Source organism: Enterococcus sp. AZ067, from assembly GCF_051715005.1.
Lineage (GTDB): Bacteria > Bacillota > Bacilli > Lactobacillales > Enterococcaceae > Enterococcus_D > Enterococcus_D casseliflavus.
Map to the genome: position 1 here is coordinate 2312004 of NZ_JBIOSY010000001.1, position 12911 is coordinate 2324914.

Consider the following 12911-nt stretch of genomic DNA (forward strand, 5'->3'; position numbering starts at 1 on the left):
AGTTTATAATGCTTGTTCAATTTGTTGTTTTGTCGCAATAATCGCATCGATCAATGTCGTTTTGTATTCTGGGGTCAAGCGGTATTTCGGTAGGCTGATAGAAAACGCCCCAACGATCTCTTGATCCTTTATCAGTGAGGCGCCGATACAATAGATTTCTTGTTCCATTTCTTCATCATCAAACGCTACTTGGTTTTCTTTTGCCTGTTCCAATTCTTTCTTCAACTTCAACTGATTCGTAATGGTGTTTTCCGTATAAGCGGTTAAAGGCGTTGCTGCCAAGTACTCCTCTACTTGAGGGGCATCAAACTCCGCTAAAACGGCTTTCCCCATGGCAGAGCTATACAACGGTCTTGTGATTCCTACTTTTGAAGACATGCGGATCGTTTGATTCTGAGGCTCCAATTTATTGACATAAAGAATCTCATTGGCGGTCAAGACGCCTAAGTGGATCGTTTCATCCGCCGTTTTCTGCAATGCTTCCAAGTATGGCAAGCTGATTTCCACTAAATCAAGCTCTTGAATGTTCTGATTGGCATACTTGATCAGCTTAGACCCTAAGCGATAATTCTTCTCTTTGTCCCGTTTGACATAACCGATCATTTGTAGCGTTTCCAATATTTTCAAAGCTGTGGATGGGGTCAGTTTCGTTGCTTCTGAAATTTCTTGCAATGGTTTACTTGGCGCTTCTGCGAGATAATCTAAAATGGTTGCTGCTTTTAGTAGTACGGTTCCATATGGTTTTTGTGTCATCATTTCTCCACCTTTATTTTCTATATAAGAAATTATAATATCTTTTTAGGAAATGCACAATCTTTTTCCTCTATATAAGGATGACGCGATTCCTATTTTACTTTCTATCGTTGTTCATTGTATGATGAAGACAAGACAAAGGAGTGCCGAACAATGGACTTAAATGTATTGATCAAAGGAAAAAAATTGACTGACAATGAGCTGCAAATTCTTGATTATTTGCTTGCAAATACCGCTGCGATCGATGGACTGCCCTTAAGAGAAATCGCTAAAACGATCTACACTTCCCCCGCAACCATCGTGCGGCTTGCGCAAAAACTAGGTTTTTCTGGCTATCTAGAGCTGCTTTACTTCTTAAAGAATCGCTTGAAAAATCAGACGATCACTGAAGCCGCCATCGATTACCAAATTGACGCTGCCAGTATTGCAGATACGATCGAAGCGATCAAAGAAATCTATGGACGAAACAAGAACAAGTTTATTACGATTTATGCAACAGGTTTTTCGGGGATCGTGGCAGAATACCTACACAAAAAAATGCTTGTCAACGGCATCAAAACCTTATTAGTCAGTGCTTCTGACTCAGGTGGGATCATTAGTAACAACATCGAGAACATCAGTATGTTGATCACCATCTCTAAATCTGGCGAAACACAAAAAGTACTGGAGAAGATGGCGTTAGCCAATGAGCATCACATACCAACTGTTTTGTTTTGCGGGAACGGTGATCATCGCGCCAATCAACTAGCGACCTTTTCCTTTGAAGTGACCGATGAACGTCCCTACGACACCCAAAACATCCAGTACACTAGCTTCTTTGGTAAACTGCTCTTATTGATGGAATATATCGTCGACGCTTTTACGCGTGTTGAAAAAGAAAACCAGCAACCCTAGTGGATTGCTGGTTTTTGCTTATGCTTGAAAATAGGTTTTTGCCAATTCTTGATAGAGCGCTTGGTTCTGCGGATCAGGAACAAATTTTTCATCTGGCTGATCTTGCCGCACAACAGAGCTTTTGTATAAATCATACAAGCCGAATATCGGTTCGTTTTCATCGGAAAGATAACAGGTCAGCCCCAACACATCCGCGGTCATTTGACCTAAAAGTTTTGTTTGAAAGAAACCACCACTTACAGTGACTGCCCCTTCCAACTGCGCCATTTGCTTTAATAAATCGATGTTCATCAGCATGCCTTCGATGACTGCCCGCAACATGTCTGAGCGATTGTGTTTCAGGGTCAAGCCAGAAAAGCCGCCTGTGATCTCATTTGTCCAAAAAGGTGCCCGCTCCCCGTTTAAATAGGGAAAAAAACGTAAGCCGTTACTGCCGATCGGCGACTCCTCCATGACTTGAGGCAGATAATGATAAAACGCATCAGGATCTTCTGATAAGGTCTCTTTTGCCCAAGCAAGGACACAGCCACCATTATTCGAAGGTGCCCCTACGACATAGAGGTCATCTTGCAGATAGTAGCAAAAATTTTGTTTTTGGCGATCAAAGACGGTGGTCTCACTTACTTTACGAACCGCGGCACTGGTTCCGATCGTCAAGCTGTTGCGGATCCCTGTAGAAATATAGCCAGCATATGCTGCTAAACACCCATCGCTAGCCCCACACATCACTTCTACCTCAGGCTTCAAGCCACACCGCTGCGCCATCTCCTCGGTAATCAAAAAACGATCAGTCGGTGCACATAAAGGCGCTAACTGGGCTTTTGAAAGGGATAAATAATTGAGAATCTTTTGACTCCATTGCTTTTCTTTCAAAGAAAAAAGACCGGTCGCTGATGCGGTACTATAATCGATCCGTGCTTGTCCGGTAAACAACGCCATTGCTAGTTCTTTTAAGCCAAACCATTTCGTCTCTTTGGAATATGAACCATTTGTTTGAAAATAAGCCAGTTTCGCAAAGGGAGACATCGCATGGATCGGTGTCCCTGTCTCTTCATAAAACGTTGCCGCCAGATCCGTTTGACGAAAGGCCGTCATCGTTTGACTCGCTTGATTGTCTGACCAAATGTAAATCTCTTCTGCGGTCTCACCCTCCACTGGCATCAAACTGTGCATGGCGGTACTGAACCCGATCACTGTGATTGCCGCTTTTAATTGAGCGGGAATCGTTGTGACACCACTGATCAATTGGCTACTGATCTGGGTCGCTGATTGGGTCTGTTTTAACCCGTGGCTATGGGTTTTGATTGGTAATGACTGTGAGTAAATGATTTTCCGATCTTCAATGACCCCAAATTTTATGGCTGTCGTGCCGATATCAATCCCTAAAAACATCGCATTGCTCCCTCTCATCTGATTCAATTAGCTTTATTCTACCATAGTTAGTGGCATATTCTAGTATACCTGTCTGATCGTTTTGTTGATAAGACGTTTCGTGGTGATTTTCTTCAGAGAATTATCCTTCCACAACAAAAATCAAAAAAGAGAAAGATTCTTGGAGAATCTTCCTCTTTCAGTTATCTAACCAGCAAATGTTTCGCAAATGTGAAACAAATCAAGACAATCCTGGCCAGTAATCACCATTTTCCGAAACCAAATCATCGAGCAACTCTTTGGCTACTTTTGCGCTAGGAATCGTTTTGGAAAGGCTTAACGCTTGCCACATTTTTTGATAGCTCTTTTCCACATATGCTTCGACCACTAATTTTTCCACAGTCACCTGCTGAAACATGAGCGCTTGTTGGAAGGCAGGAATTTTTCCTTGAGCAAGAGCTTCTGGTCCATCAGAACCGACGATACATGGCACTTCCACCATGGCATCATCCGGGAAGTTCGCAATCGCGCCGTTGTTTTCCACAATCATGACCATTCGCTCATGCGTATTAAAAGCGATGGCGCGTGCCAAATCAACGATAAAGGTTGCATGGGCATCAATCTCAAAGGCGATCCCTTCAGCAGAGCCTTGTGCAGTGATCTTTTTGGCATGATCGAACACTCGTTTTTCCCGTCCTTCCATCACTTCATTGGAACGCGTATACTCTGGATGTTCTTTCATGTGTTCGTAGACGTAATCTGGATATAAATAATACTTCAAGTACGTATTTGGCAAATATTCTGGTGTGAGCGCCAAGAGGTCTTTGGCTTTTTTGTGGGTGTCTTGCCAACTTGGGTCAGTATGTTGGGTATCCACTTCGATCTGCGTCAAATAGCCGTGTTCTGCAACGTAGTCACGAATGGTTTGAATGTACTCCGTGCCTTCTTTGTCTTTGACGCTGGTCCACCAGCCAAAATGATTCAAGCCAAAGTAGCGAACTTCTAGTTCTTCTGGCTGCTTGCCAATGATTTGCGACATGCGACGCAACGTGCCCACGGGCATGTCACAGATATTCAGAACCTTTGATTTCGGACGCAAGACCCGACACGCTTCAGCTACGATTGCAGCTGGATTGGAATAATTCAGCATCCAACAATCGGGGGAATACTGTTCCATGTAATCAATGATCTCCAGCATACCAGTGATGCTGCGCATCCCATAAGCGATCCCTCCTGGACCACAGGTTTCTTGACCAAAGACGCCATGACGCAAGGGGACTTTTTCATCTTTTTCCCGCATATCATACTTTCCTACTCGGATATGCGCCATACAGAAATCGACATCGCTGAAGGCTTCTTCAGGATCCGTCGTAAATGAAAATTCGATTTGCGGTGCTTGTTCTTTTAATAAAATCGCCAGGGCTTCGCCGAGGATCGCTTGGCGTGCTTCATCATTGTCGTATAGTTTCAGCTTTCTTAAAGGAAAGCGTTCTTGATTGTCAAGTAGCATCATAACGATTCCCGGGGTAAAGGTACTGCCGCCCCCTGCGATCACTACTGAAAAATTTTTCATCATTCAATCTCTCCTTCTCTTCCAAGATAATTTTCTAATTCTTCCCGCACTTTCGGCACAGTCAACCCGTAAACGACATGGACATTTTCACCGTTTTTGATCACGCCTTTGGCTTGTGTTTCGTCTTTTAGAAGTGCTTCATCCACGAGTTCAGGATCCTTTAGTTTTAAACGTAAGCGGGTATAGCAGTTGTCGATGGTTTTGATATTGTCATCGCCACCTAGCGCTTTGGTGATGATTGCTGAGATACTTGTTTCACTAGTTGGACTAGGGGCGGCTTGGTCACTCGCCATGACCCCGACACCTGCTCCAGCAAGTTGTTTTTCTTTGTACTCTTTCTTCGAATACAGTTTGGTCTCTGTCCCATCTTCTTCACGACCGACCGTTTTCAAATTCAGTTTCGTGATCAAAAAGCGGAACAAGAAGTAATAAAGAAAGAAGAAGACGACTCCGACGATCAAGTACACTGGCCAGCGAGTTTTCTCGATCCCTAAGGGCAAGTTGTACAAAAGAAAGTCGATGAAGCCATTCGGTCCGATGGCGCGAGAACCAAAGAGATTTAACGCCACCATGCTCAAGCCGCTAAGTGCAGAATGAATGACGAACAAAACAGGTGCCACGAACATAAAAGAAAATTCGATCGGTTCAGTCACACCTGCAATAAAGGAAGTCACAACTGCGGGAATCAAAATGGCTTTGACTTTGACTTTATTTTCTGGTTTTGCCGTTTGATACATCGCCAAACAGGCACCGATCAGTCCAAACATTTTTGAGATCCCGCGAGCGTCCCAAATGACACTTTGCGATAATACGCGGACTGCTGGGTCAGCAATTTCCGCAAAATAAATATTCCGTGCCCCTTCAAAGACTTGACCGCCAACTTCTGCGACACCGCCTAATGAAGTATACAAAAACGGCGTATAGATCAAGTGATGCAAGCCAGTTGGAATCAATAAGCGTTCCAACATCCCGTACAAGAAGATGCCAAAGTTGCCCGTTTGTTGAATGATGCCGCCTAAACCGTCGATGCCAGTTTGTATTACTGGCCATATAAACGTGGAAATGATGGCTAATAACACGACGACCGGAATCAAGACAATAAAGACGAAGCGCGCGCCGCCATAAACTTGAAAGGCATTGGTAAAGCTCGTATCGATAAAACGATTATGGATCAATGCTACGACGATCCCTAAAATGATACCCAGAAAGACCCCCATATCCAACACTTGGATTCCTAAAACGATCGCTTGTCCTGAACCTTGAAGGGCATCGGCTGGAACCAACATCCCCCGAAGCTCCATGAATTTGTTCATGGCATTTAAGAAGACGAAATAACCTAACAACGCGGTAAATCCCGCTTCAGCCTTTTTCTTATTGGCTAACCCTAAAGCGATCCCGACACAAAAAATAATGCCTAAATTGGTTAAGATCGGTAGTAAGGAAGCGGATAAGATACTACCAAAACCGGTGGTTATCGGATTATCCAAAAAGGGAAACTGCTCAAGCAAGCGGACATTTGTAAACACATTCCCAACGGCAATCAATATCCCTGCGATCGGCAAAATCAAAACGGGCACAAACATTGCCTTGGAGAATTTCTGCATCGCATCCATCACTTTTTCTTTCATTGAGGAAACTCCTTTGTAGTTGATTTGTAGGTTCATTATAGGAAACATTTGTTACTAATAGAATAGCAAACGTTTTCAATTCAATGCGTTTCAAAGATTGGAATGTGTTTCATCCATGACAAAGTACATTAAAAAATGCATTATCACTGTTGATCAAGCTCTCCATGAAAAAAATGACGTGATTATCTTTTGGCTAAGAGTCGATATAAGACAAAGAAGAATATAATCTTTTAGTTGTACATGAAAAACCAATAGCTAATAGTACCACTAGTCATTTGAGCAAAAAAGAAGCTGCAATTCGCTGCAGCTTCTTTTTGTTTATTGTTAAGGAACAAATGAAAGTTCCCAAAGAATGGTTGCTGAATATCTCGTGGCTTGAGGAGTCGCACTAATTGGCACCTCAAGTTTGACACTTTGATCCATTGTGTCTCGATCGCCAAAGCGCTGGACCCAAGTGCCTCTGCCTTGGTTGGCACCTGCTTGTGCGATTATCTCCGCATTTCCAACAGTCAGTGCTGCTTGCTGTTTATGAGTAGGTGGCTCAGACACGTTTTCTCGAGTCGTTACTACATCGATATTGTCTAATAAAATTCTAGCACCAGTCAGTTGATGCCCTTCATCACTTTCAAAAGGCTCTCGTAAGGTTGCACGGAGGGTCCAACCGGAATTTTCCCGCCTCCGATCTGAAACCTGCACATAATTAGGGCGTAGATTATCATTTGGATCAGCCGGCTGAAGGAGTTTTTGCGGCAGGGCATCGTAGGTCGTCGTTTCTGACCGAATGCCAACTGTCCCAAACTGGAATTGGGAAACAAAATCCAAGCTGACAAACCCTTGTTCTTCATCAATCTCAGGCGGATTCTCAGGATTTACTTGCGTATCGGGATCAAGAGGGTCTACTGGTTGCGGAGTACTTTCCAAACCATAAACCAGCCAGTATTCTTGTTCATCTCGGGTGACTCTTGTTTCCAGCGGCTGACCGTCCCGCTCGTAAAGATATTGGTAATAAGGAATCTCCTCAGGAAGGATATCGACCGATTCATTTACGAATTCTCCTTGATAGGTTGGTTCCCTCAATGCTACCCCTTCTTCATCTATGTGATTGATCTTGATGTTCGATGGCACGCGATCAAATAAAAAAGTAACATTCTGATGGAAAGGCTGCGGCATAATATCAAATGTACTTGGGTCAAAGTGTTCTGTGTTAAACTCAACCCCGTAATAGTCATACCCTAACTGATAGGGTTCATCGCTCTCTCGGTTCTTGGGGTCAAGGGTATGAAGGAAACGTAATGGTAGTTCTAATGTTTCAGTTGGTAGAATATCCTCCCCTGTCTCTCGATCTCGATAATCCACATGGACGGTTCCGGTACCAATGTGATATTCCATCCAATCAAAAGTAAAGGTATGGCGATCACTCCTTGCACCTGTACTTCCAGTAATAAGAAAAGCCATCGCAGAAACATCCTCAGGTTGCCAATCACTAATATCTCTACGCCATGTCCGATTGTCATAATCGACTTGAAACCATCTCCCATTTTCATCCGGCTGATATTGAATAAGTACATCCAAATCATGTCCCAAGCGATTTCCAGCTCTTTGCGGTAATGCATCATTGCCGGTATAGGTCGCCATCGTTCGCGGACCTGTATGATAGATGAATCCAGCGAATGGCGCACCGCCAACAGACATTGGATCTCTAATCACCTCAAATCGATTCGTGAATTCTTCAAAAACACTAGGTGTAGTGTTATAATTATTGTCCAATTTAAACCCAAAGCCATCGATCAAACCGCCAATACCAAACGCATTTCCTGGATACCCGACTTCATCTGTAGCCGAATTGTGAAAGCCAAAAGCAATGCCATCGGCTCCGTCTAATCTCGTTCCGATATTTGCTTTGCCTTTTAGCGTAAATGGACGATCCAAACTGAGCCTTTCTTTTAAAGTAACATTACCAACGTGATCTGATAGATTGGGCGTTAACAGCACTTCTCCTGTTTGCTCGTTATAAGTAGCATCGATAGGGTGTCCTTGCAAATCAAAATGATCTAAGAAATCTGCTCGCTCAATTCGAATTTTAGCTGTAGTATCACTTCTATCATCTACTTCTGCCTCTCTTCCTACTTCATCCGCAGCCTCATCTGCTTGATCTGCTTGATCTGCTTCCGCAGAGTCATTCTCTTCTTCAGTCGAATCAGTGTCTTCGGCCTCCGTATGATCTAAGATCAGCAGGCGCTGTGTAGCAGTCTCGGCAACGATGATCTCATATTCTCCGATCGTATCCACAAGAATCGGTAAGAAAAAAGTCGTTTGTGGGGTCTCGCTGTTCAGCTGCCACACACCTTCGTGGTCTGTTGCTACCACCGTTAGTTCATCGTTCAAAGCTTCCTGATCAATGATTATTTCCTGAGGCAACGCGATGTCCACCGTTTCGAGGGCAACTTCTGAGTAGAAAATAAAATCTATTACGTGCTCGACCTCGCCTTGGATCAGTTCCTCCGCAAAGGAGATTTCTCCACTCACTTCATCGTCGGCCTTCTCCTCGTGTTCTTCCTCTGGTGTCCACGAAAAAATCGTCTCGGCATTCATGATTGTTAATGTTGTAATCAGTGGGAGTAAGGCAAGTAGAACCAGCAACCACTTATTTTTTTTGCGAAAAAATGAGTTCATCGCATTCACTCCTAAATGTCATTTCTCTTATTTTCCCCATGGGATCTAGCCCCACTTAGGGAATGTTGATTTCCCTTTTTTGATAAGTTGTTTTACTACGTATATGTTAAGTGCGGTGATCAGCAAGAGACTTCCAAGAATCACCCAATCCAACCGTTGAATGAAGTTTGTCTGGGGCAGCTGCCCGCCGGGTTTACCCGTGTCTTGCGGTGGACGCGGAACAGGACCGGTTGGTGGAGATGGTTCTGGTTGATCCAAAGGCTCATAAATCCCGGTAAACCCCACTGTCCCCTCCGTTTCCGTTGAACGTCTCTCCTCGCCAAAACTCGTTCTTGTAAACCCGAAAGCGAACAATAAGACCAAACATACTTTCAAAGCCCTTCCTCTAATAGATGCACCGTTGATATCCATTCTCCCTCCTCCTTGTGAGTTGTTCATTTCGAAAACGATCGTTTTTGAGACGTGTTATTTTATTAAAGCCAATCTCTTTACAAAAGCCTAAATAGTACTGTTTATATGGAATTCATTCTATCTTGATCGTAGTCGTACTTGATATCTCAAAAACCATGGTTTTCAAACATGTCATACTAATTATATCGATGTTCTACTTAGAATAAAATTCACGATATTCCTCGATCGATGAATATCCTGCATGAAGTTAAAAAAAACATACGTTTCATTCATATGTTATTGTTGCAACTATTTTAGAAACTTGCCATCTCCCTTTTATACAACAAAAAGCTCAATGATCTTAGATTACGTTATTCCTTTAATCCTCGACACCTTGAATCGACGCTTCATGTCAGGCGTCCCTCTCATTTTCTATCAACAAGACTGAACCGAAATTAGCTTGCTAAAATGCAAAAAAACAAACTGGTCCAAAAGTCATCAAAAGAAAAGTCTCTTGATCCATTAAACCTGTTTGTTTTTTTCATTTATTAAAGGAAAAATGTAGCTTATTCCCCTGCGGATAAAGAAAACTGACGAACCGTCTCCGACAACGCTTCGACTAAGAAAAGGCAAGGGATTTGCGTCGTCAAATCTTCATACTTGTTGATGCGTTTCACATCAACTGAATAGTCTAAGACATAATCGGACATTCGCCCCAGTGTGCTGTTGGCGTCACTGGTGATTGCTACAGTGGTGAAGTCAGGATTATTACGAAAGCCATTGACCACTTCAATGATCTCGGTGGTCGTTCCGGTGATTGAAAGGACCACGATCATATTGTCTGAAGTATGTTTCAGCTTCGCAAAGATTGGATAGGTATTATCCACCAAAGCATAACTATTAAATCCGATCGTGGCAAAACGGCGGGCAGCATATTCACACATTGAACCTGACGCACCGATGCCATAAAAAATAATATTCTCACATTCCAGCATTCGTTCAGCGATTCGTCGGATTTTTCCTTCGATGTCTCGCGGGAAGCGTTCCGGATCCAAAACGGTCATACTGCTAAAAAAACTGACAGCATCTAACTCAGGTGCTTTGAACTGGGTACGAAATTCTGTAAAGCTCTCATACCCTAATTTACGGATAAAGCGCATGACCGAAGAAGCTGAAGTGTGGGATTCAAGCGCGATCTCCCGGACACGCATGTAAGGAATTTTATCACTTTGGCTGGACATGTAATGATAGATTGCACGATCGGTCTCTGATAACTCATTGAAATCGATTTTTCCAAAAAAAGACATGTTAAACGCTCCTATTTTTTTGTTCTCCTATCAATGTACCATAAGCTGGCAGAAACATCACAACTGTTTGACAAGGAACAATTCCATCGGCTGTTCAAATCCAGGACTTGTCAAAAGTAACCCACCGGCATCTTGGTAACCGAGTTTGCGATAGAAATGCTGTGCCTGCTCGTCGACTTGTGTGGAAGTCAAGCAAAGAGCGTGGCCAGCTGCTTTTTGCCGTTGTTCCCAATAAGTAACCAACTGTTTCCCGAGTCCCTTGCCTTGATGCGCTTCTGCGATCACTAACATGGTACAAAAAGGAATCGTGTCCCAGAAAAAATTGTAGCGTAGCAACCCTACTGGCTGGTCGTCTGCAACTACAACATAAGCAGTTTTTTCCATTATCTTTTTGGCGAAGACTTCCGTTGGTAAGTGAGTATCCAAAGAAAACCAAAATGCTTGATCTGCAGCTACTGCCGGTCGAATCGTAATCACTGATGTTTCGTCCCTTCCTGCTGTCTTTTTTGTCTTATCTTAGAAAAATGATCTGTTTTAGTCACTTTCCGTCTTTTCGTATTCAGAAAGCAATGCTAAAAAGGCGTCGCCATACTTATCCAACTTGTTTTGGCCAACTCCTTTGATCTGTAAAAACTCGATCGGTGTTTTTGGCTGGACTTCTGCCAGCTCTCGCAGTGTTTTATCAGAAAAAACCACATACGGCGGCAAATTTTGTTCTTGTGCGAGATTCAATCGTAAGGTGCGCAGTTGATCGAATAGCTCATCGTCCACCACTAACTGTTTGACTTTGGTTTGTTTTCTATAAACTTTTGCTTTTCCAAGCAACACATCAATCCCCGCATTGGTCACACTTAACAATGGGTATTGCCCTTCAGACGGCAAAAGATACCCTGATGCTGTTAAATAATCGATCAGCTGATTGACTTCCTTTTGGGACCAATCTTTCATTAATCCATAAGTTGGTAACTTTTCAAAGCCCCACTGTTTGACTTTTTGATCGCCTGAGCCAGTTAGCACTTTCCCCACCAAGGCTTTCCCAAAGCGTTCGCCCATTCGTTTCACACATGACAACACTTTTTGTGTATCCACTGTGATATCCACTTGTTCTCTTTCATCAAGACAATTGCTGCAACGACCGCAATCGGGACCATCTTCTCCGAAATAACGCAAAATATAGCGCTGCAAACACAGTTGGGTATGTCCGTATTGGCTCATCTCCCGCAACTTCAAGTATTCGTTTTGACGATAAAGAATGTCTGATTCGGATTGATCGATAAAGAATTGCTGGATCTGCATGTCTTGCGGAGCATAAAGTAAGATCGCATCACTAGGTTCCCCATCTCGTCCAGCACGTCCTGCTTCTTGATAATAAGACTCCAAATTACCTGGTATCTGGGCATGGATCACGAAGCGGACATTGCTTTTGTTGATTCCCATCCCGAATGCATTAGTGGCTACCATCACTTGCAGGCGGTCATAAAGAAATTCTTCTTGGAAAAATGAGCGCTCTTCTTCTGAAAGTCCGCCATGGTAATACCCGACGGACACGCGTTCATGCTTCAACAGGTGATAGATTCGTTCCACTTCTTTGCGGGTGCTGGCGTAAATAATACCTGATTGTCCTTGGTTCATTTTCAAATACGTCGTTATGTAGGTATCTTTTTGATCCTTGACGACTTGAAAAGCCAAATTTTCCCGCGCAAAGCCGGTCTTGACTTGATTTTCAGCTGGAATCGAAAGTAAATTTTCGATATCTTCGGCAACTTTAGGCGTAGCTGTTGCGGTAAGGGCTACGATCGTTGGCTTTTGTTCCCAATTGTCGATCGTTTCGGCGAGCCGCAGATAGCTCGGGCGAAAATCGTGCCCCCATTGGGAAATACAGTGGGCCTCATCAACGGCTAACAAAGCGATCGGCATCTGCCGCAATGAGTAGCGGAAAGATTCTGAGTCTAAGCGTTCTGGCGAAACATACAGCAGTTTGATTCGCCCTTGGCGAGCTTCTTGCAAGCGTTGATTGATCTGTGCTCCTGTCAAGGAAGAATTGATGTAAGCAGCAGGGATCCCCATATCAACGAGGCTGTCTACTTGATCTTTCATTAAAGAAATCAAAGGTGAAATGACCAAGGTGACCCCATCCAGCAAGAGCGCTGGCAACTGATAACAAATCGATTTCCCGCCACCAGTAGGCATGATTCCCAAAACATTTTGTTGTGTTAAAATAGATTGAATAATCGTCTCTTGACCTTCACGAAACTGTGAATAGCCAAAATGTTCTTTTAAGACTGTTTGAATAGTTTGCATAATACCCTCTTTTCCATTTCC

Annotated in this window: 10 protein-coding genes; 1 reads left to right on the forward strand and 9 read right to left on the reverse strand. The window is 43.4% G+C overall.

Going from position 1 to position 12911, the window contains the following annotated elements; genetic code table 11:
• Positions 1 to 3 precede the first annotated feature (3 nt).
• Positions 4 to 756, reverse strand: a complete 753-nt coding sequence (locus IGI82_RS10975; protein WP_185932195.1) for an IclR family transcriptional regulator — start codon at positions 754 to 756, stop codon at positions 4 to 6.
• Between the two features lie 150 nt (positions 757 to 906).
• Between IGI82_RS10975 and IGI82_RS10980 the strand changes: the two genes are divergently transcribed.
• Positions 907 to 1647, forward strand: coding sequence for a MurR/RpiR family transcriptional regulator (locus IGI82_RS10980; protein WP_142424560.1), 741 nt, complete (start codon positions 907 to 909; stop codon positions 1645 to 1647).
• A gap of 18 nt (positions 1648 to 1665) precedes the next feature.
• Here IGI82_RS10980 and IGI82_RS10985 read toward each other — a convergent pair whose 3' ends face one another.
• From IGI82_RS10985 to recQ, 8 genes are all read right to left on the reverse strand, one after another.
• Positions 1666 to 3039, reverse strand: a complete 1374-nt coding sequence (locus IGI82_RS10985; RefSeq protein WP_230319136.1) for a gluconokinase — start codon at positions 3037 to 3039, stop codon at positions 1666 to 1668.
• A gap of 220 nt (positions 3040 to 3259) precedes the next feature.
• Entirely contained in the window at positions 3260 to 4591 is a 1332-nt protein-coding gene (locus IGI82_RS10990) for a 6-phospho-alpha-glucosidase (RefSeq protein ID WP_010749541.1), read from the reverse strand.
• A complete protein-coding gene (locus IGI82_RS10995; protein ID WP_438842216.1) occupies positions 4591 to 6219 on the reverse strand; it encodes a PTS transporter subunit EIIC in 1629 nt (542 codons plus the stop codon). Before IGI82_RS10995 ends, IGI82_RS10990 begins: the two co-directional genes overlap by 1 nt.
• Positions 6220 to 6543: 324 nt before the next feature.
• Entirely contained in the window at positions 6544 to 8892 is a 2349-nt protein-coding gene (locus IGI82_RS11000) for a lectin-like domain-containing protein (RefSeq protein WP_438842217.1), read from the reverse strand.
• Positions 8893 to 8937: 45 nt separating this feature from the next.
• A complete protein-coding gene (locus tag IGI82_RS11005) occupies positions 8938 to 9303 on the reverse strand; it encodes a hypothetical protein (RefSeq protein ID WP_008381556.1) in 366 nt (121 codons plus the stop codon).
• Positions 9304 to 9848: 545 nt separating this feature from the next.
• Complete coding sequence (locus tag IGI82_RS11010; RefSeq protein WP_005236546.1) at positions 9849 to 10589, reverse strand: MurR/RpiR family transcriptional regulator; 741 nt, start codon at positions 10587 to 10589, stop codon at positions 9849 to 9851.
• Positions 10590 to 10646: 57 nt separating this feature from the next.
• Entirely contained in the window at positions 10647 to 11066 is a 420-nt protein-coding gene (locus IGI82_RS11015) for a GNAT family N-acetyltransferase (protein WP_438842218.1), read from the reverse strand.
• Between the two features lie 57 nt (positions 11067 to 11123).
• The gene (gene recQ / locus IGI82_RS11020; protein WP_438842219.1) at positions 11124 to 12890 is read right to left on the reverse strand and encodes a DNA helicase RecQ; all 1767 of its coding nucleotides are present in this window, start codon (positions 12888 to 12890) and stop codon (positions 11124 to 11126) included.
• Positions 12891 to 12911: the final 21 nt, after the last annotated feature.